General features: G+C 64.0%; 23 protein-coding genes and 1 tRNA gene. 22 read left to right on the forward strand and 2 right to left on the reverse strand.

The window, feature by feature from the left end:
• Nucleotides 1-9 precede the first annotated feature (9 nt).
• On the forward strand, nt 10-786 hold the full coding sequence (gene pstB, locus K2W61_RS14625; RefSeq protein WP_006385463.1) for a phosphate ABC transporter ATP-binding protein PstB: 777 nt from the start codon (nt 10-12) through the stop codon (nt 784-786).
• 37 nt (nt 787-823) lie between these two features.
• Here the strand turns inward: pstB and K2W61_RS14630 are convergent, their stop codons facing one another.
• Nucleotides 824-2,179: an MFS transporter gene (locus K2W61_RS14630; protein WP_175134853.1), complete on the reverse strand. Its 1,356-nt coding sequence runs from the start codon at nt 2,177-2,179 to the stop codon at nt 824-826.
• Between the two features lie 210 nt (nt 2,180-2,389).
• Between K2W61_RS14630 and K2W61_RS14635 the strand changes: the two genes are divergently transcribed.
• The 10 genes from K2W61_RS14635 to K2W61_RS14680 all read left to right on the forward strand — a co-directional run bounded on the left by K2W61_RS14635 (nt 2,390) and on the right by K2W61_RS14680 (nt 16,895).
• Nucleotides 2,390-2,466: transfer RNA gene (locus K2W61_RS14635), tRNA-Pro, on the forward strand.
• Between the two features lie 2,135 nt (nt 2,467-4,601).
• Complete coding sequence (locus K2W61_RS14640) at nt 4,602-7,532, forward strand: DEAD/DEAH box helicase (RefSeq protein ID WP_050449050.1); 2,931 nt, start codon at nt 4,602-4,604, stop codon at nt 7,530-7,532.
• A 1,015-nt stretch (nt 7,533-8,547) separates the two neighbouring features.
• Entirely contained in the window at nt 8,548-9,747 is a 1,200-nt protein-coding gene (locus K2W61_RS14645; RefSeq protein WP_236755892.1) for a tyrosine-type recombinase/integrase, read from the forward strand.
• Nucleotides 9,744-10,814, forward strand: a complete 1,071-nt coding sequence (locus K2W61_RS14650) for a PDDEXK nuclease domain-containing protein (protein ID WP_236755893.1) — start codon at nt 9,744-9,746, stop codon at nt 10,812-10,814. The genes K2W61_RS14645 and K2W61_RS14650 overlap by 4 nt, the downstream gene beginning before the upstream one ends.
• A gap of 109 nt (nt 10,815-10,923) precedes the next feature.
• On the forward strand, nt 10,924-11,199 hold the full coding sequence (locus K2W61_RS14655) for a very short patch repair endonuclease (protein ID WP_236755894.1): 276 nt from the start codon (nt 10,924-10,926) through the stop codon (nt 11,197-11,199).
• 282 nt (nt 11,200-11,481) lie between these two features.
• A complete protein-coding gene (locus K2W61_RS14660; protein ID WP_236755895.1) occupies nt 11,482-11,874 on the forward strand; it encodes an ATPase in 393 nt (130 codons plus the stop codon).
• 776 nt (nt 11,875-12,650) lie between these two features.
• Nucleotides 12,651-13,475 carry a DUF932 domain-containing protein gene (locus tag K2W61_RS14665; RefSeq protein WP_017677013.1) on the forward strand — a complete coding sequence of 275 codons (825 nt, stop codon included), beginning with the start codon at nt 12,651-12,653 and terminating at the stop codon, nt 13,473-13,475.
• A 78-nt stretch (nt 13,476-13,553) separates the two neighbouring features.
• On the forward strand, nt 13,554-15,620 hold the full coding sequence (locus K2W61_RS14670) for a ParB/RepB/Spo0J family partition protein (RefSeq protein ID WP_236755896.1): 2,067 nt from the start codon (nt 13,554-13,556) through the stop codon (nt 15,618-15,620).
• Entirely contained in the window at nt 15,617-15,826 is a 210-nt protein-coding gene (locus tag K2W61_RS14675; RefSeq protein ID WP_236755897.1) for a hypothetical protein, read from the forward strand. The genes K2W61_RS14670 and K2W61_RS14675 overlap by 4 nt, the downstream gene beginning before the upstream one ends.
• A 754-nt stretch (nt 15,827-16,580) precedes the next feature.
• A complete protein-coding gene (locus K2W61_RS14680; RefSeq protein ID WP_236755898.1) occupies nt 16,581-16,895 on the forward strand; it encodes a DUF736 domain-containing protein in 315 nt (104 codons plus the stop codon).
• 63 nt (nt 16,896-16,958) lie between these two features.
• Here K2W61_RS14680 and K2W61_RS14685 read toward each other — a convergent pair whose 3' ends face one another.
• Nucleotides 16,959-17,264, reverse strand: a complete 306-nt coding sequence (locus tag K2W61_RS14685) for a helix-turn-helix domain-containing protein (RefSeq protein ID WP_128313424.1) — start codon at nt 17,262-17,264, stop codon at nt 16,959-16,961.
• A gap of 240 nt (nt 17,265-17,504) precedes the next feature.
• Here K2W61_RS14685 and K2W61_RS14690 point away from each other — a divergent pair, with 240 nt between their 5' ends.
• The 11 genes from K2W61_RS14690 (at nt 17,505) to ble (ending at nt 26,172) form a co-directional block, all read left to right on the forward strand.
• Nucleotides 17,505-17,855, forward strand: coding sequence for a DUF2958 domain-containing protein (locus tag K2W61_RS14690; RefSeq protein ID WP_236755900.1), 351 nt, complete (start codon nt 17,505-17,507; stop codon nt 17,853-17,855).
• A gap of 309 nt (nt 17,856-18,164) precedes the next feature.
• Nucleotides 18,165-18,926, forward strand: coding sequence for a DUF2285 domain-containing protein (locus K2W61_RS14695; protein WP_236755901.1), 762 nt, complete (start codon nt 18,165-18,167; stop codon nt 18,924-18,926).
• A gap of 83 nt (nt 18,927-19,009) precedes the next feature.
• A complete protein-coding gene (locus tag K2W61_RS14700; protein ID WP_003107109.1) occupies nt 19,010-19,291 on the forward strand; it encodes a helix-turn-helix transcriptional regulator in 282 nt (93 codons plus the stop codon).
• 26 nt (nt 19,292-19,317) lie between these two features.
• Nucleotides 19,318-20,175: a replication initiator protein A gene (locus K2W61_RS14705; protein ID WP_236755903.1), complete on the forward strand. Its 858-nt coding sequence runs from the start codon at nt 19,318-19,320 to the stop codon at nt 20,173-20,175.
• 289 nt (nt 20,176-20,464) lie between these two features.
• Nucleotides 20,465-21,103, forward strand: a complete 639-nt coding sequence (gene parA, locus K2W61_RS14710; protein WP_057505168.1) for a ParA family partition ATPase — start codon at nt 20,465-20,467, stop codon at nt 21,101-21,103.
• Nucleotides 21,100-21,372, forward strand: a complete 273-nt coding sequence (locus K2W61_RS14715; RefSeq protein ID WP_057505167.1) for a hypothetical protein — start codon at nt 21,100-21,102, stop codon at nt 21,370-21,372. Before parA ends, K2W61_RS14715 begins: the two co-directional genes overlap by 4 nt.
• A complete protein-coding gene (locus tag K2W61_RS14720) occupies nt 21,369-21,902 on the forward strand; it encodes a DUF2840 domain-containing protein (protein ID WP_057505148.1) in 534 nt (177 codons plus the stop codon). The genes K2W61_RS14715 and K2W61_RS14720 overlap by 4 nt, the downstream gene beginning before the upstream one ends.
• A complete protein-coding gene (locus K2W61_RS14725) occupies nt 21,899-22,486 on the forward strand; it encodes a S26 family signal peptidase (protein WP_057505147.1) in 588 nt (195 codons plus the stop codon). The genes K2W61_RS14720 and K2W61_RS14725 overlap by 4 nt, the downstream gene beginning before the upstream one ends.
• A gap of 448 nt (nt 22,487-22,934) precedes the next feature.
• Nucleotides 22,935-24,920, forward strand: a complete 1,986-nt coding sequence (locus K2W61_RS14730; RefSeq protein ID WP_057505146.1) for a relaxase/mobilization nuclease domain-containing protein — start codon at nt 22,935-22,937, stop codon at nt 24,918-24,920.
• Between the two features lie 74 nt (nt 24,921-24,994).
• Nucleotides 24,995-25,789, forward strand: a complete 795-nt coding sequence (locus K2W61_RS14735; protein WP_236755905.1) for an APH(3')-II family aminoglycoside O-phosphotransferase — start codon at nt 24,995-24,997, stop codon at nt 25,787-25,789.
• 20 nt (nt 25,790-25,809) lie between these two features.
• The gene (gene ble, locus K2W61_RS14740; protein WP_057505144.1) at nt 25,810-26,172 is read left to right on the forward strand and encodes a BLMT family bleomycin binding protein; all 363 of its coding nucleotides are present in this window, start codon (nt 25,810-25,812) and stop codon (nt 26,170-26,172) included.

Below are 26,172 nucleotides of genomic sequence, written 5' to 3' on the forward strand. Positions count from 1 at the left end.
GGAAACCAAATGGAAAACACCGCTACCGCCGTCAAGAACAAGATCGAGGTCAAGAACCTGAACTTCTACTACGGCAAGTTCCATGCGATCCGCAATGTGAACATGTCGATCCAGGAGAAGAAGGTCACCGCCTTCATCGGCCCGTCGGGCTGCGGCAAGTCGACACTGCTGCGTACCTTCAACCGCATGTTCGAGCTGTACCCGGGCCAGCGCGCCGAGGGCGAAATCATCCTGGACGGCGAGAACCTGCTGACCGCCAAGACCGATATCTCGCTGATCCGCGCCAAGGTCGGCATGGTGTTCCAGAAGCCGACGCCGTTCCCCATGAGCATCTATGACAACATCGCCTTCGGCGTGCGCCTGTTCGAGCGCCTGTCCAAGGGCGAGATGGACGAGCGGGTCGAATGGGCCCTGAGCAAGGCCGCGCTCTGGAACGAAGTGAAGGACAAGCTGCACCAGAGCGGCAACAGCCTGTCGGGCGGCCAGCAACAGCGCCTGTGCATCGCGCGCGGCGTGGCCATCAAACCCGAAGTGCTGCTGCTGGACGAGCCGTGCTCGGCGCTGGATCCGATCTCGACCGCCAAGATCGAGGAACTGATCGCCGAACTGAAGAACGACTACACCGTCGTCATCGTGACCCACAACATGCAGCAGGCCGCCCGTTGCTCGGATTTCACGGCCTACATGTACCTGGGCGAGCTGATGGAATTCGGCCAGACCGACCAGATCTTCGTGAAGCCGTCGCGCAAGGAAACCGAGGACTACATCACCGGCCGTTTCGGCTGATCGCCGGCGGGGGGAGCGCGCCCGGCTGGGGGCAACGTCAGGAACGCTGCTGTTCCAGCGTCCGCGCGCCGGCCGCCGGCCGCGTCGACGCGCCGCCCGCGTAGCGGCCCGGGATCAGGATCACGAACACCGCCGCCAGCACCGCCGCGCACGAGAACGCGATGAAGTTCCACGCCAGCGGCAGTTGCAGGCCGGCCAGATAGCCGCCGACAATGGGGCCGCTCATGGCGCCGATGCGGGCGAACGACAGCGCCCAGCCGGTGGCGGCGCCGCGCGCATGCGCCGGGTAGTAGCCGGCCAGGTAGCCGGTCAGGATCAGCGACGACGAAATGCTGCCGATGCCGGCCAGCGCCACCCACAGGTAATTGACCGCCAGCGGATTGTTGTAGGTCAGGCAGTAGATGCCGATAGCGCCCACCAGATAGAACAGCGCGACGATCTTGCGCGGCTCGCTCTTGTCGGCGAACTGGCCCAGCACCAGGCCGCCGATGGCCGACGCCAGGCTGAAGACCAGCAGGAACGAGAGGCTCGAGCCCAGGTCATAGCCGTTCTTTCGCATGATCTGCGGCAGCCAGGTGTTCAGGCCATACACCAGCATCATGCCCAGGAACAGCGCGCCCCAGAAGCACAGCGTGGCGCGCAGGTGGCGCGGCGCGAACACCGCGGCCATCACATCGCGCCAGGAGGTCTTTTCACCCGTCACTTCGCGCGGACGGAACGGTTCCAGCGACGTGATGCCCAGGCGCTGCGCCACGGCGCGGGCGCCGGCCTCGTCCCCCTTGGCCAGCAGGTATTCCAGCGATTCGGGCAGCAGGCGCGCCACCACCGGCACCAGCAGCAGCGGCGCCGCGCCCACCAGGATCACCGCGCGCCAGCCCCAGTGCTGCAGCACGGCCATGGCCACCGCGGCGGAGCAGAGGATGCCGAGCGAGTAGCCGGAATACATCACGCCGTAGTTGAAGCCGCGCCTGGCGGGCGGGGAATACTCGATGGTCAGAGCCGCCGCCACCGGGATCACGCCGCCCAGGCCCAGGCCGCCAATGAACCGGAACGTCGCGAACCAGGTCGGCGTCGGCGCCCAGGCCGCGCCGATCATGGTCAGCGAGAAGAGCGTGACACAGGCCAGCAGCATGCGCCGCCGGCCCAGCAGGTCGGACAGCGTGCCGACTGCGAACGAGCCGACGAACATGCCTGCCAGCGCGTAACTGCCCAGCATGCCGAGCTCGATCGGCGTCAGGTTCCAGCTCTTGTCGTCGGCCAGGGCGGGCAGCACCGCGCCCATGACGCCGACGTCGTAGCCCTCGAACAGGATCGCCAGCCAGCAGACAAACAGCACGGTATAAGTGGTGCGCGTGGGGGTGGCCCAGGCGGACGAGGAGGGGACGCTTGCCATGTGGCTCCCGATGCGTGTGGTCTATGAGATGTGCCGACGACGCCCGCCAGGGCGAAGGGAGCACGGCGCGCGGCCCGGCTCAGCGGCGCCTCTCGATGCGGCGCTGCCGGGTGCAATTAATTTATGCTTCAACTATATAGGTGTCAATCAGGGGATCGCCGGGCAGGGCGTCGTGGGGCAGGCGTCCGTATCTGGTATAGTGGCGTCCCTCGGGGCGTAGCGCAGCCTGGTAGCGCATCTGCTTTGGGAGCAGAGGGTCGTGAGTTCGAATCCCACCGCCCCGACCAATAAAATCAAAGGGTTAGCTCAATGTCATTGAGCTAACCCTTTTTCTTTGCTTGGCATATGGGACAACATATGGGACAACGAACTTGCAGTTGGCGGTGAGCAAGTTCAGGCGGCATCAAGGCAAGGATGTGCACTCGGTGGCAATAGCGCATTTCGGCACTTGCCGGGTCTCTGCTTGGTTGGGGCGGGCAGCTCGCTGCACTTTGGGCTCATCAGGCCGTGCGCTGGGGCAGCAACGTGAGAGTTCCGAGCCCAGGTCGCAGAGCATCGGCGGCACCACGCGACAGTTGAATCGTTACGACCCCTCGCCCCTTCCATCCTCGCGGCCTTATTCGTTAGCGGAGCAAATGCCGAGCTGTGCTGTGGACCGGTCTTCCCCGGTGGCACTTTTAAAGCGTCGCGGCCTGTACTCTGCATGTGCTGTGTGCATTGCACTGAGACCATACTGCACACCTCAGTGTCAAATGCGCTATGAGCTGCGCTGAGAGAAATCAAAGTCGACGGTCTATCCGACCCGAACCGCGGAGACTTGGCCTAGTACGGGAATGAGGGGATAGGGCATCCTTTAACCTAGTACTGATACGAGGGGTGCCCTTTCGACAATGGAGGTAGGAGTTGCCAGCGCAATGTCTGAGTGGCTGCGACAGGGACACAGAGTCTTTCAGACGGCTAACAGATTATTTCGCTGAGTCGACACCGGGCTGGCCGCGGGCCGCGATCCCGCGTATGAGGCGCTGAAACTTGTCGGCAGGTCCGTAGATTTCACGCCGCCGCAACCGTCCGGCTCGTGGCGTTGCAAATTAACTCCCACCTTGAGACGCCGGCGCCGGACAGTTGCCGCCACGGTCACGTACGTCTGGAACATCATGAACCGTTGATTGTTCCACCTTCACTGACGGTGGGCGGGGAGCGGGGCGGTTGTCCCGTTGTGGACCATCGAACAGACCCGGAGTGCTTAGCTGGCGTAGAGATCAAGTGCCGACGCCATCAGTCAAAGCCCTTTTCAAACACCTTATCAAAATCCCCTATCAAATGTTCCCAATGTGCGGGGAAGCTTGGCGCTCCGGTGGGCATCGATTCTTGCCACGGACAAAGGGGAAGGCTGGCTCGGCGGTCTCTCGTTCTAGCGAGCGGAGTCGTTGGATTGTGCAATACAGGACTCTGGCCAGACCCTCGGACTTGCCCACTTTCTTTTGCACGGCGCCCCAACCGTCTTCTAGACCCTGCAAGGCAAAAATTCGGAGATTCGACTCGCGTTTCAGAAACAGAGCGCGAGACCGCGCAGAACGCGCTCTGGACTGCAATGGCTCTAATGTGGCTGCCTACCCGTCACCCGGGGTGTTTCGACCGCTCATGCGGGCTGTGGACGCGTCTAAGGACCATCACTGCATCTGCGAGGGCGTCCCATCTGGAATTGGTCCGGCCTATTGTGGCTTATCAGGTCAGACAGCGGCGCAGACGCTGTTGACACTGGCGTAGCCAGTAAAAGATTTGGGATTGGGAATGGGATTGGGATTGGTAGCTTTGCATCCGGTTTGCACTGGGTTCGAAAGTAAAACCTGGCCATAACCTGCTGGGTTTCCGCTACAGGCCCCCAGGTTCCCTCGCTTCGTGGGTATTTCTCCTATGAGGATGGCCATGGATCCTGTGTCAGCGGCGCTCATGGACCTCAAGATCTGAACAACTGTGCTGGGGCACAGCGCGCTCCTGTACGCGGTGTTTTAGAACCCAACTGGTCGAGTGCCGCTCTAGGTTTTGTTGTGGGAACCGGCGGTTAACCGAGTAGGAACCCAGCAGGATCCCAACGGGTTTCCTGTTACGAACGATGTTGCGTTGTGCTGCGGATTCGCAGTTCATATCCGGCGGTGATTGCTATCATCAGGCGTACCGATAGGGCTGTGTTTGTGGAGAAAAGTGTATGGACTTGGGTACTACGGTGATGCTCGGAGTACTTGTAGCTGTTATCGCATTCGGCCTTTGGGTCGCGAATAACATCGCTCGTTCCGAAGGGCGCAACAAAGAAGACCATCAGACCTGAAGCGGCAATAATTCGGAGTAGGTCTCAAAGATTAGGCTGGCTTGTTATGTTCTTTGAAGTAACAATTGGTCATCTAGTTCATTCCGGGAGGGGGACGTGGCCGATTTCTTCATTGAACATAGCCACATGCTGGCTTTGAAACCCATTAGCAGTCCGAACTCGGGTTTTAGGCCAGGCCAGTTGGGCGCTCTTCATTCTGTGGCGGCCCACTTTTCGGTCTACGACGAGCCGGCCATAGTGTCTTTGCCGACTGGATATGGGAAGACTGCCGTGATCATGGCGCTTCCTTTTTTGTTGGGCTCAAACCGTGTGCTGGTGGTGGAACCCACGGATGTGCTGAGACGACAGACCTCGGCTCACTTCGGCGAACTGTCGACGCTACGCAAGCTCAAGGTCTTACCGGCGGAGGCAGAAAATCCTCATGTACATCCACAGAAGGGCAGGCCATTAAGCGCCGATGAATGGCTTGCCCTTCGAACTTTCGATGTGGTCGTGTCCACGCCAGCGAGCACATCGCCGGTCCTGGAGCCCGTAAGCCCCGCAGACCTATTCGATTTGATTATCTTTGACGAGGCGCACCATGCTCCAGCAGACACTTGGAGTGCGTATCTCGGTCACTACTCCCGCGCCAAGTTTGTCTTCTTGACGGCTACTCCATTCAGGCGCGATAAAAATCCAATTCCGGGCCGTCTGGCATATAGCTATCCAGTTTCCAAGGCGTCTCGCGAACAAGCGTTTGGGAGCGTCTCCTTTCGTCCAGCGCCTGTGCATAACGATCACGATGAGGACGAGGTGGACCTCGCCATCGCAAGGGTGGCGATTGCACAGCTGCGGGAAGATCAGGCGCAAGGATTCGACCATCGACTGTTCGCGCGAGCATCCTCGATATCCGCTGCTAGGAAGCTAACGGGGATTTACGCCGGGCTTGGGGTGAGGGTAGAAGCGATCGACAGCGGAATTTCCAAACGGAGGCAGGAGCAACTGGAGGTCTCCTTGCTCCGGGGGGAGCTGGAAGGAATAGTCTGCGTTGACATGTTCGGGGAGGGCTATGACTTTCCAAAGCTGAAGATCGCAGCACTCCATGCGCCGCACCGCTCCCTAGTTCCAACGATACAGTTCATAGGGCGGTTCGCGCGAACAAACGATGAACGGACGGGCAACGCTACTTTAGTGTCGACTGTGAGTCGTCTGCAAGATGCCACCGCAAGGCTCTTTCAAGAGGGAGTGGACATCGCTTCCCTTATCGACGAAGAGGCGAGGCGTCAGCTCGCCGAAGGGGCTGCCGATGAATCAATCTTGGAGATCTTGAAGCCGAAGAGGCAGACAGTCTCGGACTACGACGCCGTGTCGCCAATGTCATTTGAGCTATATGCCCATGCTCGAATCGTTCAGTGCGACGTGGCCCCGGACTTCACTTTGTTTGAGGCATTGATAGGGCGAAGGCTTCACTTGGCTAAGCAGTGGATCTCGGATGATGGATTGATCACACTGCTTTTGACCGTCGACAATGAGCCGCCGAACTGGGCGACTGCTGACGTGCTTGTAAATGTACGACACGACGTTTTCCTGCTGGCCTACAACGCTGCTACACGATTGTGCTTCATCGGCTCCACTCGTAGAACAGATCGCTTATATATCGCACTAATGCAGGTCGTGGCCAAGGATCACCATAGACCTTTGAGCTTCGAGGAGACCATCCGTGCGCGCGCCGGCCTTACGGATATGCGCTTCTACGCTGTTGGCTTGCGTAATACGGCCATAAATTCGCAAGCAGAATCCTATCGCATGCTAACTGGACCTCGTGCTGAGCGAGCGGTCACGCCGGGCGATGGGCGCGCCTACGTACAAGGACATTACTTTGGTAGTGGATTGGAAGATGGCGAGCGTGAAACCATCGGAGCAAGCAGTAACTCGCGTATATGGAGCAATCAACGTCTCTCCGTATCGCAATACCTTGACTGGATATCGAAGCTGAACAATCGCTTGAATGGCGACGAAACGCTGGCAGAGTCTCAGCTAGATCTCGTCCAGCATTCGCAGACGTTGCGGCGAATCCCAGATGTTGTCATTGGTGGAAGCTGGTCGCGCAATGCCTACAAGCAGGCGCACCGGTTGAGATATCGACGTGTTGGACAGCAGCAGTGGCTCTATCGCCAAATCACTGATCTAGAGCTCTCGTCATTCGCTTCAGGACCTGATGGCCTGGATTTCGAAATCGTCTCGGACTCAGATGCGGTGCCCTACCGCATGTCTTTAGCCGGGGGCGCATTGTTTCGACAGCACGGCGCTGGTTGGGAAGTCGAAATATCTAGCACGCACGATGACTGGTTGGATTTTGACCAGTGGCTTTCTATGCACCCTCCAATCTTTTACGCAGCCGACAAGTCATCGTTCGAAGGGATGAACTGCTACCCGCCTCCGAAGCTGGCCAGCAATCGGCTTCTTGATGAGGACGTCGAGAACCCTGGGTGGGATGGCTGTGAGATCGGTAGAGAGTTTGACGCCGATAATCCCGAACGAATGACCGTCCACAGACATTTGGAATTGTGGATCAGGGCGAAGGAAAATCTCGAGGTCCTCGTTTATGACCACAGGACTGGGGAGGCCGCCGACTACATCGCGGTCACACGAGAAGAAGACGACAGAGTCCTCGTCAGTCTGTATCACTGCAAGGGAGCTGGGGGCGAACCGAATGGTGCCCGTGTTGACGACGTCTACGAAGTCACCTGCCAGCTACTAAAGTCAGTTGTTTATTGCGAATCCCGTGTGTTGGTCGAGCATGTGGAGCATCGGATAAATGAAAGGCGGCATAGGCGTCCGTCAGTCTTCAAGATCGGCAATCTTGCAATGTTGCAAGAGATCTTGCTGAACCGGGGCGCGGAAAAAGTCAGTTTCGCCATCTATGGCGTGCAGCCGGGGATTTCGAAAGGACAGATTGATGCCCACCTCGCTGATCTTATGGCCTTCAGTATTGACTACGTGAAAAGAGGGGGCGCGGCCGTTGGGAAGTGGTTGGTGAACGCATAGCCGAGACTTCCATCAGGTGGGGCCGCCTTTGTCACGAGAGACTTAAGGGCGTGGGCGCAACACTGAAGTGGTTTCTGAGCAAACTTGGACAACTGCTCGCAACGCGTCGAAGGTGGCCCAGATGCAACAAATGTACTGGGAAAGCTTTGCCGTGCTTCGCGGTGCCGAAGACCAGGCGGACCAGCGGCTCTCCGCTTCGCACACTGAATAAAACCTGTCGAGGAGTGCGGCGGCTGGTCCAGGTTCGGCTCTGTGGGCGATCTTATTCCGTACCGTATTGAGTTGCTCCGCAGCAACCCAGCATGCGCCCTCATTAAAGTGTCCGGCGACTGCTCTTGCCAAGCACAAGGCATTAGAGAATGTGAGCTTCGCTTCGTCAAAGTAGCGAGGGTTGGCGACTGACGAACGGGTAATGGATCGCAGTTGCTCTTCGACCAGGAGGTGTCCTTTCAGTATTGCTGTGAGTTCGTCCGCTGTTGGAGGAACGAGCCGAAAAAATCGTTCGTCATTCTCCGCAAAATCGGCTTTATGGTTGGCAGGACTCTTCGCGGGGGCGCTCGCATGAGATATAGGGGCGCGACGAGGTTAGCGCGCAGTAGCGGGGAGGAGCAATCTCGGCTTTGGCAGGGACTACCTTATCTCTTGCTAGGCGGAATTCACCAGCCCGAACTTTCAGCTGATGTCTGTGGTCTCGGCTCCGAACGAGGTACGGTCGTACCTGGGAAAGTTGCGTACCGTACATTCCTTCATGTAGGTACGGTAATGAGGTAAATCGGTCTCGTATGGCCAGGCTGAAGTTATTTGCTTGGAAAATGCCTATGAGGCCCGCCATTTTTTTGTTTCACGATGACTCCAGCCCGGTAGTTCGCTGGACTGCGCCGTAGCTCGATACAGCCGGTTTATCAATAGCTTACGCGCGTCCATCATATGCCGGTGCTTTCTGAAACTTGACCCGGTTTTCCCTCGCGCCGCTCCTATCTGGCTCTTGGAATCCGGGTCGTTCCAAGGAGTCATCATGGCAAAGATCAAGCTCACCAAGACCGCCGTGGAGGCGGCCCAGCCCCAGGCCAAGGATGTTGAACTGCGGGATACCGTGGTGCCCGGCTTCCTGTGCAAGATTACCCCGACGGGCCGCCGGGTGTTCATGCTCCAGTACCGCACGAACTCCGGCCAGCCCCGCAAGCCCTCGCTGGGGCTGTACGGGGAGCTGACCGTCGAACAGGCACGAGTCAAGGCACAGGACTGGCTGGCCGAGGTTCGCCGGGGCGGCGACCCCGGCGGCACCAAGGCCGAGGCGCGCAAGGCGCCCACGATGGCCGAGTTGTGCAAGAAGTTCATGGAGGACTACTCCAAGAAGCGCAACAAGCCCAGCACGCAGGACGGCTATCAGGGCGTCATCGACCGCAACATCATCCCGCTGCTGGGCCGCAAGAAGGTGCATGACGTGAAGCGGCCCGACATTGCCGGGCTGATGGAGAAGCTGGCCTACAAGCCGACCGAGGCGAACAAGACCTTCGGCGTGCTGCGCAAGATGTTCAACCTGGCCGAAGTGTGGGGCTACCGCCCGGACGGCACGAATCCGTGCCGCCACGTCCCGATGTACCCGCCGGGCAAGGAAACCCGGCTCATCGTGGACGAGGAAATGGTGCGGATCTTCCGTCATCTGGAGAAGCTGGAGGCGGAAGGGCTGGAGAACTACGTCATCCCGCTGGCGATCCGGCTGCAATTCGAGTTTGCCGCCCGGCGCTCCGAAATCTGCCCGCTCGAATGGAGCTGGCTGGACTTCGAGAACCGGCGCGTGGTGTGGCCCGACAGCAAGGTCGGCGGCATTTCCAAGCCCATGAGCGAGGAAGCCTATCGGCTGCTTTCGACGGCACCGCGCCGGGAGGGCTGCCCCTATGTCCTGCCATCGCCCAACGACCCGACCAAGCACCTGACCTTTGGCGAGCACTATGGCGGCTGGTGCCGGGTACTCAAGGCCGCCGGCGTCCCGCACGTCGGCACGCACGGCATCCGCCATCGCTCGACCACCGACATTGCCAATTCCGGCGTGCCGACCAAAGTGGGCATGAAGTTGACGGGCCACAAGACCGTGGCGATGTTCATGCACTACGTCCACACCGAGGACAAGCCGGTGCGCGATGCGGCCGAGCTGGTGGCCAGCCGGCGCCAGGCCATCACGGGCGCGCGCCAGCTTGCGGAGGCGGCAGCATGAACACGCGCCGGTCATCCGCAGCGTCGTCCGCAGCGCCTTCGGCGCTGCTGGGCGACATTCGGGCACTGATCGAGGCGGCGCGCAAGCGCGCCGCCTCGACGGTGAATAGCGAACTGACGATGCTCTACTGGCGCATCGGCCAGCGCATCCATACGCAGGTCTTGGACGGGCGCCGGGGCGCTTATGGCAAGGAAGTCCTGCCTACCCTGGCGGCGCAGTTGGTGAAGGAGTACGGCAACAGCTTTGCCGAGCAGAACCTGCGCCGCATGGTGCAGTTCGCAGCCACCTTCCCCGACGAGCAGATTCTCGTATCACTGATACGAGAATTGAGCTGGACGCACTTCATCGCCCTGATCCCGCTGAAAGACCCACTCCAGCGGGACTATTACGCGCAGATGGCGAGCGCCGAACGCTGGAGCGTGCGAACGCTGCGCGAGCGCATCGACTCGATGCTGTACGAACGCACGGCGCTGTCCCAAAAGCCGGGCGAGACGATCGCACAGGAGTTGGCGAAGATGCGCGATGCGCAGCGCATGTCGCCCGCCCTGGTCATGCGCGACCCGTACATCCTCGACTTCCTGGGGCTGCGGGACACTTGGCAGGAAGGCGACTTGGAGGCGGCGATCATCCGCGAAATGGAGTCGTTCCTGTTGGAGCTGGGCGCGGGTTTCAGCTTCGTGGCTCGGCAGAAGCGCATCCAAATTGACGGCGAGGATTTCCACCTCGACCTGCTGTTTTACAACCGCAAGCTGCGGCGGCTGGTGGCAGTGGAGTTGAAGGTCGGCGAGTTCAAGGCGGCTTTCAAGGGGCAGATGGAGCTTTACCTTCGCTGGCTGGACAAGCACGAACGGGAGCCGGAGGAGGCCTCGCCGCTGGGGATCATCCTTTGCACCGGCAAGAAGCGCGAGCAGATCGAATTGCTGGAGCTGGACAAGTCGGGCATCCACGTCGCCGAGTACCTGACCGCCTTGCCGCCGAGGGGCGTGCTGGTGGAGCGACTGCAACAGGCAACGCAGCGGGCGCAGTTACAGATCGAACAACGTCAATCGAGCAGAAGGGAACTCTGAATCTGGAGTCCATCCATCCCTTGCATATTCCTCGCATCGAGCCACGAAGGTATAACCTGCAAGGATGTCATCATTGACGCCAGCGCCCTCCAGTGCCGTTAGCCGACGAATGGCTCGCACACGCGGAAAGGACAATCCGCGCGAGCGAGAGTTGCGCTCAGCGTTGCATCATCAAGGTCTAAGGTTCCGCGTCCACTACGTGATCCCTGGCACCAAGAGAAGCATCGACATCGCATTCACCAGATGGCGTTTGGCGGTGTTCTGTGATGGATGCTTCTGGCACGGCTGCCCCATCCACGCTACGACACCCAAGACCAATCAAGAATGGTGGATCACATCGTCGTGGCGGGCGGCAGCACCACGTCCTTCGCCGAACGCGGCCTGATTTGACCGAGGGGGCTTCGGCCCCCTTTTTGCTGCGCCCGGCGGCGCAACTCCGGCCCTCGCGGGCCTGCGCGTGCTACGCACTTGCCAAAAACAGGTGTGGTGGTGTCGGGTTGGGGGCGGTCTTGCTGTGTCCCTTCACCGTATCACGGCGTTCTCGCCGTCAAGGGCGGCGCGTGCCAGCACGCTTGCGGCCCGTGGCCGTCTCCGACCCCTGACTGCTGCGCTGCGCCGTGCTGGCGACGGTTCCGGGCAATTCCGCCCGTGCAACCGGAGAACAGTCATGCACGACAAATCACACGTTTCCCTCGAACAGCACGTTTGCTTGGTCTGCGGCACAGCGTTCGATACCGGCGCCGTCCTGTTGGACAAGCGCCTACGCGCGAGCATGGAGCGCCATACGGCGACCGGCTGGGGTCTGTGCCCCGAGCATCAGAAGCTGGCTGACGACGGCTTTGTCGCGCTGGTCGAATGCGATCCGCAGCGCAGCGGTTCGCAGGCCGGTGGCCGCATGAAGCCCGAGCAGGCGTACCGGACGGGCCGGCTGGCTCATCTGCGGCGCGCGGTGTTCGCGCAGGTGTTCAACGTGCCGATCGCGGACGAGCAGGCTTGCGTGTTCGTTGAGCCTGGCGTGATCGACCAGTTGCAGTCGATGACGGCGCCGGCGGCGAACTGATCGCGCCGCGCTGCCTTCGGTGCGTCGTCCCTGCGGGGGCGGCGCACCTTTTTTTTTCTGCTGCGCCCGTTGCCGATACCTTCGCGCCTGGTGCGCTGCGCGCTTCGCTTGCCTCCAGGGGAAAGCCCTGCGGGCTATCCCCGCCGCGCGATGCTTGGCGCCCCTCGATGCCGCCGAACCGGCTGCGCCGGATCGGCCAGACCACAGTAGTCGCTGTCGAACCTGTTTCCCGATGACGGGCGCATGAGCTTGTGCATCAAGCATTGAAGGCTGTGCGTCCCCGGCCAAGAAACATGGCCGGTCGCGCTGTCGTGCTGCGCATCGAACCCCCTGCGGGGTTTCGCCCCTGACGGGCTTCCATCGTTCCCTCGCTCCGCTCGGCTGACGCCTCCGGCCCGGCTTCCAGATCCGGGCCTGCGCGCTTCGCTTGCGTGCGGTCGGCACACAGGGATGGCCGTTGCCATGTCCAGCCGTCTTCCCTGACTTCATCACCTTGTCCGCGACTGTAGCCCGCGGCCGTGTGCCGTCAAGGCGCGCAGGGCCGTGTCCTCGGCTGCGCCTGCGGGCCGCACCAACCCTGCGCTTTTCTCCTTGACGGCCCCCGTCCGCGCGCTCCTGACCGTCGCGGGCGATGAACTCAGGAAAGACGGTGGCAACAGGGCCAACCGGGTTCCTCGTGCCGACCGCACCGAACAGCCGAAAGGCTGGGCTTCCGAATCTAGGAATCCGGTGTGCGGTGAACAGCAAACCCTTTTTTCTTTGTCAGGAGAAATGCCATGCAACTCGCATCCCGCTTCGCTTCCCGCTCCCCGGTGCTGCGTTCAGAACGTCCCTTGTCCGACGACCAAATCCGGGCCGTGGCCCCGTCCATCTTCGCGGACGCCCCGCACGAAAGCCGCTCCGAGCGGTACAGCTACATCCCCACCGCCACCGTGCTGCAAGAACTGCGCGGGGAAGGCTTCGAGCCTTTCATGGTGACGCAAACCCGCGTGCGCCACGACGACCGCCGCGATTACACCAAGCACATGATCCGGCTGCGCCACGCCAGCCAGATCAACGGCCGCGAGGCCAACGAAATCATCCTGCTGAACTCCCATGACGGCACCAGCAGCTATCAGATGCTGGCCGGGATGTTCCGCTTCGTTTGCAGCAATGGCCTTGTCTGCGGCGACACCGTGGCCGACGTGCGCGTGCCCCACAAGGGCGACGTAGCCGGGCACGTCATCGAAGGCGCTTACGAAGTCCTGCATGGCTTCGACCGGGCGCAGGAATCGCGCGATGCCATGCGTGCCATCACGCTGGACGCCGGGGAATCGGAAGTGTTCGCCCGCGCTGCGCTGGCGTTGAAGTACGACGAGGACAAGCCCGCGCCCATCACGGAATCGCAAATCCTGATGCCGCGCCGCCATGACGACGACCGCCGCGACCTGTGGAGCGTGTTCAACCGCACGCAGGAGAACTTGACCAAAGGCGGCCTGTCCGCCCGCGCCGCGAATGGCCGCCGCCAGACCACCCGGCCCGTGCAGGGCATCGACCAAAGCGTGCGCCTGAATCGCGCCCTGTGGCTGCTGGCCGATGGCCTGCGCCAGTTGAAAGCCTGAATCCCCTCGCGGCAGGGGCAGGCAGCAGCCCTTGCCGCTTCTCTCGCTGCTGCATCCCAACCGCTAGGAGAAATCACCATGAACGCCGTACTCAAAACCGAAACCGTCGCCATCGAAGCCGCCGCACCGCTGGAAGTGGCCGACCCGTCCAAGAACCTGATCTTGGTTCCCCTCTCGCAGTTGCTGCCGCGCCGTTCCAAGCGCAACGTGCGGACGACCCCGCGCCAGTCCATCCCCGAACTGGCCGCGAGCATTGCCCGTATCGGCCTGCTGCAAAACCTGATCGTCATCCTCGCCGCCGATGGCGAGCAATACGAAGTCGTCGCAGGCGACCGCCGCTTGACCGCCTTGAAGCTGCTGGCGAAGAAGAAGCGCATCCCCGCCGACTACGAAGTGCCGTGCCTGCTGGTGGCCGATGCGTCCGCCCGTACCGTCAGCCTCGCGGAGAACGTGCAGCGCGAGAACATGCACCCCGCCGACCAGTTCGCGGCCTTCGCCGCGCTGGTCAAGGAAGGCCGACCCATCGAGGACATTGCCGCCGACTTCGGCGTGTCCCCGCTGGTGGTGCAGCGCCGCTTGAAGCTGGCGAACGTCTCGCCGCGCCTGATGGCCGACTACCGGGCCGGTGGCGTGACACTGGAACAGTTGATGGCCTTGACCATCACCGACGACCACGCCGCGCAGGAAGCCGCGTTCTATGGTGCGCCGGAATGGCAGCGCAGCCCGTCCAAGCTGCGCGAGCGCCTGACCGAGCGCGAAATCGACGCCGCGCACGCGCTGGTGCGCTTCGTCGGGCTGGACACCTACCGGCAGGCAGGCGGCGGCATCCGCCGCGACCTGTTCGCCGAAGGCGATGCCGGAACCTACCTCACCGATACCGCAGTGCTGGAAACGCTGGTGCGCGACAAGCTGGAAACGCTGGCCGAGGACGTGCGCGCCGAGGGCTGGGCGTGGGTGGAGGCCGTGCCGCATCTGGCCTACGAGGAACGGCAGGCGTTCCAGAACGCCCCGCGCTACCGCCGCGAGCCGACCACCCGCGAGGCCCGCCGCATCGCGTCGCTGGAAACCCGCCTCGAAAAGATCGACGCCGAACTGGAAGAAGCCTGCGACGCCGAGGACGAGGCCAAGGCCGAGAAACTGGAACAGCGGCGCGATCAGGTGGTCGGGGAACTGCAAGACGCGGAGGACGCCTTACAAGGCTATGCGTCCGAGGTGCGCGACGTGGCCGGTGCCATCGTCACCATCGACCGCAACGGCGAGGCCGTCATTCATCGCGGCCTGCTGCGCGAAGCCGAGGCCAAGGCGCTGCGCACGCTGGAAGAGCTGCGGCGCGGTTTCGGCAGCACGGAAGGCGAAGCCGACAACGACGAAGGCGAGGACGCCGACGATGCGCCCAAGGCCGCGAGCCTGTCCGACCGGCTGGCGCAGCGGTTGAGCGCCCACCGCACGGCGGCGCTGCAAATCGAAGTCGCACGGCATCCGCATGTCGCGCTGGCCGCGCTGGTGCATGGCATGGTGCAGACCGTCTTGCAGGAAAGCCACTACGGCCACGACCTGCCGCTGGGCGTGCGCCTCACGGCGCAAGACCGGCTGGAAGGCATGGCCCCGGACTGGCCGGAATCGCCTGCTGCCGTGGCGCTGCGCGAACTGCAACAGGTAGCCGGTGAAGCCTTGCCGGAGGACGGCGCCGAACTGTTCGCCGCGCTGCTGGCGAAGCCGCAAGACGAGCTGGTGCGGCTGCTGGCCGTGTGCGTGGCTTCCACGGTGGACGTGGTGACGCCTCGCGCCACGACGCACCAGCGCGGCGAGGAACTGGCGCAGGCCGTGGGCCTCGACATGGCCGCATGGTGGAAGCCGACCGAAGAAGGCTACTTCAAGCACGTTTCCAAGGCCGTGATTCTGGATGCCGTGGGCGAGTACGCGCCCGAGCAGGTCAACCGGCTGGCGAAGCTCAAGAAGGCCGACATTGCCAGCGAAGCCGAGCGGCTGGCCGATGGCACGGGCTGGATGCCCGCCATCTTCAAGGCCGCAGGGCCGCAGGATGCCGCGCAGGAGGCAGGCCCGGAGCAGGACGCCCCGGAGGATGCCGACGCCGTGGCGGATGAACCCGCCGAGGCGCTTCGCTGGAAGGAGAACCGCCCATGACCCGCACCACGACCAGCCGGCCTCGCATGGCGGCGACCTATGCCCCCGGTACGGTACGCGCCCGCCGCTGGCATGGTGAAGGCGACGTGCGCGACTATCGTCCGCCCTCGGGCTGGACGGCCTGCGCCGACCTCACAGACATTCATCCCATCACGGGCCGCGCCTTGCCGCGTGCCGTGTGGTGGCTTATCGAGACGAAGGAATAGCAACGGCATCCCCCGGCACATTGAGCCGGGGGATGTTCCAAAATCCGGGCGCGGCGGTGGCCGCGCCCGGCTCCAACGTCCAAAACAAAATCGCCCCGTCGCCGCCTTCAGCCAGGCGGCGACGGGGCGAGCGCGCAATAGCCTTGCGCGCGGCACGGCAATCGGTGCCCGCTGGCGCGGGCGAGGTTTCGATGGCGCCCCGCCGCGATGGGCAGGGCTTGTGGGGCTACGCCCCGGCTTGCTGCGGCAGGTTGTGCGAAAGCGTGCCGTCCTCGACGCTGGCGACTCGTTGCCTGTCCATCACGAAGGACGGTTCACCGACAGCCGCGCAGCCTCGCTATGGAGCTTCCATGCCACGCCTCAAGCATGTGGCCGCAATCTGCGGCAGGGACGTTCTTGCCTTGTCGTCGGGGCATTGACCTGGCCCGTGTCAGGACGCGCGCCGGTGCAGCCTTCGTGCGGGGATGCCGAGTCGGCCCTGTCTCCTTTCGCGGGTGGGTCGGCCCAAGGCGTCCTTGTCTCGTTGTGAATCCTGGCGGTGGCGCGGCTGCGCCTCGGGCTTCATGGCTGCAACCGTCCGGCGAAAACAATTTCCCCGCCGCTACGCGGCTTCCTCGCGCAGCAAATTCTTTTCGCCTCCCGGCTCTCCACTGCGTTGCGACCGCAAGCGGTGCAGCCAGCCCGTCCCCCGCCGGCCGGATCACAACAAGGACGCGATGGGCGCGAACCTTGTTCAACCGAAAGGAGAATCATCATGGCCAACATCGGCACCTTCACCGCAGACAAAGACGGCTTCACCGGCACGCTTCGCACCCTGACGCTCAACGTCAAGGTCAAGCTGGTTCCCAACGACAAGGGCGACACCGAGAACGCCCCGGACTTCCGCCTTCAGGCGGCCGGCCACGACATCGGCGCGGCGTGGAAGAAGACCAGCGAGGCCAGGCGGCCTTACGTGTCCGTATCCCTCGACGATCCTTCGTTCCCGGCGACAGTCTATGCCCGCCTGATCGAGAATGAGGACGGCACGCACGACCTGATCTGGTCGCGCAGCAAGCCCAAGGCGGCGTGACCGCCGCAGCGCCCCGCCCATCGCGGCGGGGCGCTGTGCTGCTGTTCGCAGCACATCACCGCATCACGCGCGCGGCTTCGCCGCATCGCGTTCGCTCAACACCGCCTCCAGCTCCCGGCGCACCTGCGCCAGCAGCTCGTCGGCCTTGCGCGGGCTGTCGCCCGCAAAGGCCAGCGTCAGCAGCGTGAGCGGGTGGATCTCCATTACCTCGCACAGCTCGGTCAACTTGTGCAGGGTCGGGCTTTTCAGGTCGCGCTCCAGGGTACTCATATAGGTACGGCTGGACACGTCAGAGAAGGCTTCCTGGCTCAAGCCACGCGCCTTCCTGACTGTCTTCAACGCCTTCGCCAATGAGTTCCCAGCCGCCACCTATGGTTTCCCTCGAAAAACCAAGATGACAGCCCATTGCGCCCTATAGAGCTACAATCTATAGTGTTCATTTGGTGTTCTACGTTTTTGTGCCTTCACGGAAATCCGCATCGGCGGGTTCCAGCAAAGCCACGCAGGCGCATCCGTGCTTGCGCACGAAGGCGTAAATCCGGTTTGGCGGTTCTGCGCTTGGGCGTGAAACCGCATCCGTGCATCATTGGATTTGTGGGATTGCCGACCATGCCCCAGCCACTCGCCACCGTCCCGGAGCGCGCGCAACTGCTCGCCAACGGCGAGGCCCGCGCCGCTGGCCGGGCCATCGACCCGGTGCCCGTGGTGCGGCTGTTCACGCCGGACGCGCATGTGACCTGGCTGCTGGCCGCATTCGATCCCGCCGATGGCGATACCGCCTGGGGTCTCATCGACTTGGGAATCGGGATGCCGGCGCAGGGAACCGTCAAGCTGTCCGAGCTGGCCGGCATCGTCGGGCCGCGCCAGCAGCCCGTGCTGCGCGACCGCTATTTCCGCCCCACACGCACGCTGTCGGAGTACACCCGGCTGGCCGAGCGCGACGGCGCGATCCCGGACTGAATACGGCCGACTGTGACTTTTTCAGTCTGGCGTCATACCGGGCAGGTCTTAATCAGCATTCTTGCGGCGTAGCCCGACCAGTCTGATCCAAATAGACATGATGCCCAGCGCGGGCTGCGGCAGGCTGGCCTGTGCAGCACTCCAAGTTCGGGGCGCTGCCGCCGCATCATTGAGACGAATATCGCAACGCATCGGAGCCAATCGGTCTTGACAACCCCATTCGCCTTTTTAACCCATGACGCTCTGACGATGGCGATGTAGCGCGTAGTTCTTCCGTGGCGGCGAGTCCTGTTCGCAGGAGGAGGCGTCATGGTCAATCCTCATCACCTCGCGCATTGGTATCCGACTGCCGCATACCTGTATGTCTTTTGGCTGGATGCGCTCGCGCTCGCTTGGGAGTATTTGCGCAGGCATCCCGACTACCGGCTCGACTGGATTCGCCGTCATCGCGGGCCAGACACGGCGCATCGCTGGGGTTTGCGCCTACTGGAAGACCCGGCGCTCGATGCGCGCGACGCGCATCCGGCCTGGCTGCCCGGCCATGCCGCCGTGGTGCAGCTCTACCCCGATGCCGATCCGCCGCTGGACGCAGCGACCTTCGCGTTCTGGCGCATCCCCGGTCACAAGCAACTGCTCCATGACGGCAAAGGGCTGGCGCTGATCGCGCGCGGCCCAGGTCATTGCCTGCGCTTCGCGCTCGCGCCCGGCCTGGAAGACGGCATGGCCGTGGCCTATGCCCACCGCGGCGAGGCTGCCGCGCCTACGCGCGATCATGCGCTCCAAGCGGCACTGGCGGCCGCCAAGCCCAGGCCGACACCTACCGCGCTGCTGGAACTGCACAGCTTGCAGGCGCTCGACGCGACCCTGGCGGGCGCGTCCTTGCGTGAAGTCGCGGAAGGCCTGTTCGGCGTAGATGCCGCAACCGATTGGTACAGCGATGGCGGCCTGCGCTCCAAGGTGCGCCGCCTGGTGCATCGCGGCGATGCGCTGATGCGCGGCGGCTACCGCCGATTAGCACAGCTTCCGCCGCTTGAGAAGGGTCGTTTTGATGTGGATGCAAAACGGCCCTGATCTAAAACCCCTCGCTTCTTGAGACTGCCTCCATCCGGTCGCGCTGTGTGGCCGGGCGCTTTCAACCGATGGAGGTTCACACCATGCGTCCCGCTCCCTTGCGGCCTGCCGCCACTGTCTCGACCGCTGCCGCGCAGCCCCAACGCTATCTCACCAACGACGAAGCCGCCGAGTACCTGCGCCTGTCGCCGCGCACGCTGGAAAAGCAGCGCGTGATCGGCGGCGGCCCGCGCTTTCGTAAGTTCGGCCGCCGCGTCATGTACGCCGTGGCCGACCTCGATGCCTGGGCTGCCGACCGCAGCTTCGAGACGACTTCCGATCCCGAATACGCCGAGCACCACTCGGCCGACAGCCGTGCGCGCTGATCGGCGGCGCGCGGCAGGCCATCGCCATGTCCAGCACCGCGCTGCCGTCCCGGCAGCGGCCGTTGCAGGAGCGCGAACAACTCGACCTGTTCCGCGCCTTGCCCGGCGACATGGCGCCGCGCGACAGCCAGGACTTGATGGCCTATCCGTTCTTCTCGCTCGGCAAGTCCAAGCGGGTCAAGCCCATCGACTTCCGTGCGGGCAACGTGACGATCCGCGTGGAAGGCACGCAGGAGCACGGCATCGCCACGATTTGGGATGCGGACGTGCTGATATGGGCGGCCTCGCAGATCGTGGAAGCGAAGGACGCGGGCCTGCGGCCGTCGCGGCTGATGCACGCCACGCCCTACGAGATTCTGCGCTTCATCGGGCGCGGCAAGTCGCTGCGCGACTATCAGCGCCTCAAGGCCGCGCTGGATCGCCTGCAGTCCACCACGGTGGCCACGTCCATCCGCGAGACCACGGGCAGGCGCCTGCACCGCTTCTCGTGGATCAACGAATGGAAGGAACTGGCGGATGCCAGCGGCACGCCGCTGGGCATCGAACTGATCCTGCCGGATTGGTTCTACGCCGGCGTGCTCGACGCCGCCCTGGTGCTGACCATCGACCCGGCGTATTTCCGGCTCACGGGCGGCATCGAGCGGTGGCTGTACCGCCTGGTTCGCAAGCACGGCGGCAAGCAGTCATACGGCTGGCAGTTCGACTTTCGCTACCTGCACCAGAAATCCGGCAGCACCGCCAAGCCCTACGACTTCGCCTGCGACCTGCGCGCGCTTGTCGCGCGGCAGTCGCTGCCCGGCTACGTCCTGGGCATCGAGCGGATGCCGGACAACGGCATGGAGCTGCTGACCTTCCGGCCCGTGCCGCATACGGCACGGGGATAACTCCGGGAAAACCTGTGAATGGTGTCGTGCTATCAGGCGTGCGGGGTATCGTGCTATCAGGCGTGGGACTATCGTGCTATCAGGCGTGCCGATCGTCCGCAAACCCTCGCCAGCACTGGGTTTGCGCGCCCTCTAACTTCCCTAACTTAAATTCTCTAACTTTTAGTAGGGAAGCGCCGTTGCGGTGGACAACCACCAAACGGCCACAAACGGCAGGCAACCGCCACCAGCAGCAGACAGGTTCTGCAGGCGAATCGAAGCAAGGCTTTCCAGCATGGAGGGCCGCGCCATGATCGTCGCGCTGCTCAACCAGAAGGGCGGCGTGGGCAAGACCACGCTCGCCACGCACATCGCCGGCGAGCTGGCGATGCGCGGCCAGCACGTCGTCCTGCTGGACGCCGACCCGCAGGGTTCATCGCTGGACTGGACGCAGCGCAGAAGCCAGCAAGGCTTGCCACGGCTGTTCAGCGCCGTGGGCCTCGCACGCGAAACACTGCATCAGGAAGCGCCAGAACTCGCCAGGCGGGCCGATCACGTCATCATCGACGGCCCGCCCAGGATCGCCGCTTTGGCGCGCTCCGCGCTGCTGGCGGCCGAGCGCGTGCTGATTCCCGTGCAGCCAAGCCCGTATGACCTTTGGGCCAGCGCCGAGATGGTGGCGCTGATCCGCGAGGCGCAGGTGTTTCGGCCTACGCTTCGCGCGGCCTTCGTCATCAATCGGCGCGTCAGTACCACTGTGATCGGACGCGAAGCGCGCCAGGCGCTCGCCGACCAACCGCTTCCGGCGCTACGCGCGGAAGTGCATCAGCGCATCGTGTTCGCCGACAGCGTGGCCGCTGGCCGGCTTGCACGCGAGACGGCGCCGGACAGCGCCGCCGCCCGCGAAATCACTGCGCTGGTGGACGAACTGCTGCGGTGGCCGACATGACAGCGAAGCCACCGATACGCGCAAAGCGCGTCGGCATCGGCGCGCGTCCGCCCGCGAATCCGCACGCCGAGGCGTGGATTCGCCAGGGCGACGCCGATGCGCTGGGCAAAGGCGACCTCTACACCGCCCGCCTGACCCTCGACGTGACGCCCGCGCTACGCGCTCGCATCAAGATCGCTGCTTTCGGTCAAGGCGTGACCGTGGCCGATCTGCTGCGCGGCCTGCTGGAGCGCGAGTTTCCAGAACACCGCGGGGAGAACACGCCATGACTGCATCCGCTTCGCCTGCCGCTGGCGCGGCCACGACTGCGCTCGCAGCACCTTCCGGCCAGCCTGCCAGCGCGCCGCTGACGCGCGTGGCGCTGGCCTACATCGAACCGCGCTTCAAGCTCTACCTGCGCTTCGGCGAACCTGCGCGCACGCACCAGCTCGACCGCTGGCGGCGCTGCGCCGTGTTCCTGCCGGGCGCCATGTTGTGCCGCATCCGCTGGCAGGCTAACGACTACGGCACCATTCGCTGGCAGCTCATGGTGATGGAGGCTTGCACGCCGCTGGATGCAGCGCAGCGCATCCCCGGCGTGCAGCCCGGCGCACGCCTCCTGCTGCACGCCGAGGGCGAGAACCAGGTGTGCACCGTACTGGAGCGCATCGACGCCATCGAGGTGCTGGGCATCGCACCCGCCGCTGTCTCGCCCGCGTACTGGCGCACGCTCGCCAACCGGCTCGCTGCGCGTCTGCCGCTGCCCGAATACACCGCCCAGCGGCACGCCGCATGGCTGATCGGGAAGGAACTGCCATGACCGCCGTTTCCACTGCCGACACCGCGCCGCGTCCTCGCTCGCGCCTGCGCGCTCGCATCGTGCTGGCGGGCCTGTCCGCCTGCGGCCTCGCTGCGCTGGCCTGGGCGTCCTTCGTGCATCCGCTGCCGCGCCTGATCTACAACCCGTCCGACAGCGTGGCGGTCGGCTGGTATCGCGTCGATCCGCTAGGCGACGGCGCCGGCTCGCTGCCACGCCCTTCGTCCGTGGGCAGCATCGTCCTAACCACACTACCGCCGGACGCCGCCGCGCTGGCTGCGCAGCGCGGCTACCTGCCGGCGCGCGTGCCGCTGCTCAAGCGCGTGGGCGCCGTCGCGCCGCAGGAAGTGTGCATCACTGGCCGCGTTGTCCTCATCGACGGTGTGCCTTCGGCCGCCGTGCTGTCTGCTGACCGCTGGGGCCGGCCGCTGCCATCCTGGCAGCAATGCCGCCGCCTTGAATCCGGCGAACTGTTCCTGCTCAGCGTGACCAACCCGGCGTCGTTTGACAGCCGGTATTTCGGGCCGGTCAGCACGTCCGCCGTGATCGGCGTAGCGGATCCGGTCTGGCTGGAATCCCGCCCATGATGGCCGTCGATTCGCTCCACGCCGCCGTGCATCTCATCGTGCCATCAGGCGTGTCGTTCTGCTGTTCGTCGCCGTGTCGTCGCGCGTGCAGTGCGGGTGCATTCGCACCGCACTTCGCGCTGCCTTCGGCGCAGCCGTCCAACGTGCAGGCGTCTTGCCTCGAACGCGCCCGGCCTGTGGCCGTCGTCGCGTTCGCCGGCGCGCTGGCTGCTCGCGCAGCAGCGCCGCCGGGCCGCCGCTGCCCGGAGCGCCAGCGAGGGGCAAAGGCGGAAGGCAAGACAAAAGGACGCGGCACCGGGCCGCGTCGAAAGCCAGTCTGCACATGGGGGTTGCGCGGCACGGAGCGGCTTCGCCGCCGTGCCGCTTGTGGCGCGAAGCCCGCGCCGATGCGGGCATGTCTGCGTGCTTCGCACGACCGGACACGCCAGAGCTTGCAAGGAACGCGGCCATGACCGACCGCCGCGATGACGATTTCCGCATCCGCCCCAGCGCCCCGAAGAACCGGGGCCAGGGCTTCGTCTCCAAGGTGCTCAAGCAGGCAGGCAAGGCCAGCAGCGGCAAGTCGTCGGTGCGTCGTCCTGGCGTTGCCAGCGGCTCCGGGAGGGGCACGGGCCAGCGGCCCGGCTCGCGCCTGGGTCGCGGCCACACCGCGGCGCGATTCGCGGGCGCGAAGCTGTCACACCTGTCGCGGCGTGTGACCATCAAGACGCTGCTGGTCAACCAGCGCCATGCCAGCCCGCAGTCGCTCGCCAAGCACCTGCGCTACATCGAACGCGACGGCGTGGGCCGCGATGGCGAGCCGGGCCAAGCCTACGGGCCGCAGACCGATGCTGCCGACCTCGACGCCTTCAAGGAACGCTGCGCCGACGACCGACACCATTTCCGCTTCATCCTCTCGCCCGAGGATGGCGCGGAACTCGAAGACCTGCGCACCTACACGCGGCACCTGATGGGCCGCATGGACGCCGACCTGGGCGCGGGCCTCGATTGGGTGGCCGTCAACCACTGGAACACCGACAACCCGCACACGCACATCGTCGTGCGCGGGCGCGACGACACCGGAAAAGACCTCATCATCGCGGGCGACTACATTGCCGATGGCTTCCGTCATCGGGCCGCCGAGCTGGCGACCGAATGGCTGGGGCCGCGCACCGAGCTGGAGATCCAGCAGACCTTGCAGCGCGAGGTGGAGCAGGAGCGGTGGACGAGCCTGGATCGCACGCTCAAGCGCGAGCTGGGCGACGATGGCCTGTTGCATGTCGAACGCCTCAACGAGCCGAGATTGCAACGCCAGCGCCTGCTACTGATCGGCCGCCTGCAACGCTTGCAGCGCCTTGGCCTGGCCGACGAGCTGCGGCCCGGCACCTGGGCCGTCCATGCCGACGCTGAAAAGACGCTGCGCGCCCTGGGCGAGCGTGGCGACATCATCCGCACCATGCAGCGTGTCATGCGCGGCGAGCCGCGCGAGCTGGCGGTGTTCGAGCCGGGCGAGGATGGCCGAACCATTCTGGGCCGCGTGGCCGCGAAGGGGCTGGCCGACGAGCTGCGCGACCGGGGCTATCTGGTTATCGACGGGGTGGACGGCAAAGCCCACTACGTCGCGCTCAACGCCCGCGACGAGCTGGCGAACTATCCAGCCGGCGCCGTGGTGGAGGTGAAGGGATCGGCCGACGTGCGCGCCGCCGACAAGAACATCGCTGCGCTGGCGAGCGATGGGCTGTACCGCACCGATCATCACCTCGCCATCGCACAGGGTCAGGCCGTACCGGGCCGCGATCCGCAGGAGGTCGTCGTAGCCCACATCCGCCGCCTCGAAGCCCTGCGCCGGGTCGGCATCGTGGAGCGCGTGGCCGAAGGGCTATGGAAGGTGCCGGAAGACCTGGCCGAGCGTGGCCGCCAGTACGACGCGCAGCGCCTGGGCGGTGTGGTCGTGGAAATGAAATCGCACCTGCCCATCGAGCGACAGACCCGCGTGATTGGTGCCACCTGGCTCGACCAGCAGTTGATCGGCGGTGGCTCGGGCCTGGGCGACCTGGGCTTTGGTGGCGAAGCCCAGCAGGCGATGCAGCAGCGCGCCGACTTCCTTGCCGAACAGGGGCTGGCCGAGCGGCGCGGGCAGCGCGTCATCCTCGCCCGCAACCTGCTGGGCACGCTGCGCAACCGGGAACTGACGCAGGCTGCGAGGGATATTGCTGCCGAAACCGGCCTGAAGCATCGCCCGGTGGCCGATGGGCAGCGCGTGGCCGGCATCTACCGGCGCTCTGTCATGCTAGCCAGCGGACGCTACGCCATGCTTGATGACGGCATGGGTTTCAGCCTGGTGCCGTGGAGGCCGGTGATCGAACAGCGGCTGGGGCAGCAGATCGCCGCAACGGTGCGCGGCGGCGGGGTGTCGTGGAAGATCGGACGGCAGCGAGGGCCTGCCTTGGGATAGTCGCCATCACTGAATGTCCGCTATTTGAATTGACCGATCCGGCGCTGACCGACGATATATGAGGATCGTCTCGTATGATTGAACAGGGTGGATTGCACGCAGGTTCTCCGACCGCTTGGGTGGAGAGGCTATCCGGTTATGTCTGGGCTCATCAAACAATCGGCTGCTCTGATGCAGCCGTGTTCCGGCTGTCAGCGCAGGGGCGCCCGGTTCTTTTTGTCAAGACCGACCTGTCCGGTGCCCTGAATGAACTGCAGGACGAGGCAGCGCGGCTATCGTGGCTGGCCACGACGGGCGTTCCCTGCGCAACTGTGCTCGACGTTGTCACTGAAGCGGGAAGGGACTGGCTGCTATTGGGCGAAGTGCCGGGGCAGGATCTCCTGTCGTCTCACCTTGCTCCCGCCGAGAAGGTATCCCTCATGGCCGACGCCCTGCGCCGGCTGCATGCGCTTGATCCGGCTGCCTACCCGTTCGACCACCAGGCAAAGCATCGCGTCGAGCGGGCGCGTGCGCGGATGGAAGCCGGCCTTGTCGATCAGGATGATTTGGATGAAGCGCATCAGGGGCTCGCGCCAGCCGAACTGTTCGCCAGGCTCAAGGCGCGCGTGCCCGACGGCGAGGATCTCGTCGTGACGCATGGCGATGCCTGCCTGCCGAATATCATGGTGGAAAATGGCCGCTTTTCGGGATTCATCGACTGCGGTCGGCTGGGTGTGGCGGACCGCTACCAGGACATTGCGTTGGCTACCCGTGATATTGCTGAAGAGCTTGGCGGCGAATGGGCTAACCGCTTCCTCGTGCGCTACGGTATCGCCGCTCCCGATTCGCATCGCATCGCCTTCTATCGCCTACTTGACGAGTTCTACTGAGCGGGACCCTGGAGTTCGAAATGACCGACCAAGCGACGCCCAACCTGCCATCACGGGATTTCGATTCCACCGCCGCCTTCTATGAAAAGCTGGGCTTCAGGAGAGTTTTTCGCGACTCCGGCTGGATGATCCTCAAGCGGGGGGATCTCATGCTGGAGTTCTTCGCCCACCCCGAGCTCGATCCCCTCACGAGTTGGTTCAGTTGCTGCCTGAGGCTGGACGACCTCGCGGGGTTCTACGAGCGGTGCAAATCCGTCGGCATCCAGGAAACCAGCAGAGGCTATCCCCGCATCCATGCCCCCGAACTGCAGGAGTGGGGAGGCACGATGGCCGCCCTGGTCGATTCGGACGGGACGCTCCTGCGCCTGATACAGAACGGATAG

The sequence above is a fragment of the Achromobacter pulmonis genome, assembly GCF_021733725.1.
In the GTDB taxonomy this organism is placed as follows: Bacteria; Pseudomonadota; Gammaproteobacteria; order Burkholderiales; family Burkholderiaceae_B; genus Achromobacter; species Achromobacter pulmonis.

Bases quoted from the DNA above. Each gene is read 5' to 3' on its own strand.
- pstB (WP_006385463.1), top strand. From the start codon at position 10: ATGGAAAACACCGCTACCGCCGTCAAGAACAAGATCGAGGTCAAGAAC.
- K2W61_RS14630 (WP_175134853.1), bottom strand. From the start codon at position 2,179: ATGGCAAGCGTCCCCTCCTCGTCCGCCTGGGCCACCCCCACGCGCACC.
- K2W61_RS14645 (WP_236755892.1), top strand. From the start codon at position 8,548: ATGGCAAAGATCAAGCTCACCAAGACCGCCGTGGAGGCGGCCCAGCCC.
- K2W61_RS14650 (WP_236755893.1), top strand. From the start codon at position 9,744: ATGAACACGCGCCGGTCATCCGCAGCGTCGTCCGCAGCGCCTTCGGCG.
- K2W61_RS14655 (WP_236755894.1), top strand. From the start codon at position 10,924: ATGGCTCGCACACGCGGAAAGGACAATCCGCGCGAGCGAGAGTTGCGC.
- K2W61_RS14660 (WP_236755895.1), top strand. From the start codon at position 11,482: ATGCACGACAAATCACACGTTTCCCTCGAACAGCACGTTTGCTTGGTC.
- K2W61_RS14665 (WP_017677013.1), top strand. From the start codon at position 12,651: ATGCAACTCGCATCCCGCTTCGCTTCCCGCTCCCCGGTGCTGCGTTCA.
- K2W61_RS14670 (WP_236755896.1), top strand. From the start codon at position 13,554: ATGAACGCCGTACTCAAAACCGAAACCGTCGCCATCGAAGCCGCCGCA.
- K2W61_RS14675 (WP_236755897.1), top strand. From the start codon at position 15,617: ATGACCCGCACCACGACCAGCCGGCCTCGCATGGCGGCGACCTATGCC.
- K2W61_RS14680 (WP_236755898.1), top strand. From the start codon at position 16,581: ATGGCCAACATCGGCACCTTCACCGCAGACAAAGACGGCTTCACCGGC.
- K2W61_RS14690 (WP_236755900.1), top strand. From the start codon at position 17,505: ATGCCCCAGCCACTCGCCACCGTCCCGGAGCGCGCGCAACTGCTCGCC.
- K2W61_RS14695 (WP_236755901.1), top strand. From the start codon at position 18,165: ATGGTCAATCCTCATCACCTCGCGCATTGGTATCCGACTGCCGCATAC.
- K2W61_RS14700 (WP_003107109.1), top strand. From the start codon at position 19,010: ATGCGTCCCGCTCCCTTGCGGCCTGCCGCCACTGTCTCGACCGCTGCC.
- K2W61_RS14705 (WP_236755903.1), top strand. From the start codon at position 19,318: ATGTCCAGCACCGCGCTGCCGTCCCGGCAGCGGCCGTTGCAGGAGCGC.
- parA (WP_057505168.1), top strand. From the start codon at position 20,465: ATGATCGTCGCGCTGCTCAACCAGAAGGGCGGCGTGGGCAAGACCACG.
- K2W61_RS14715 (WP_057505167.1), top strand. From the start codon at position 21,100: ATGACAGCGAAGCCACCGATACGCGCAAAGCGCGTCGGCATCGGCGCG.
- K2W61_RS14720 (WP_057505148.1), top strand. From the start codon at position 21,369: ATGACTGCATCCGCTTCGCCTGCCGCTGGCGCGGCCACGACTGCGCTC.
- K2W61_RS14725 (WP_057505147.1), top strand. From the start codon at position 21,899: ATGACCGCCGTTTCCACTGCCGACACCGCGCCGCGTCCTCGCTCGCGC.
- K2W61_RS14730 (WP_057505146.1), top strand. From the start codon at position 22,935: ATGACCGACCGCCGCGATGACGATTTCCGCATCCGCCCCAGCGCCCCG.
- K2W61_RS14735 (WP_236755905.1), top strand. From the start codon at position 24,995: ATGATTGAACAGGGTGGATTGCACGCAGGTTCTCCGACCGCTTGGGTG.
- ble (WP_057505144.1), top strand. From the start codon at position 25,810: ATGACCGACCAAGCGACGCCCAACCTGCCATCACGGGATTTCGATTCC.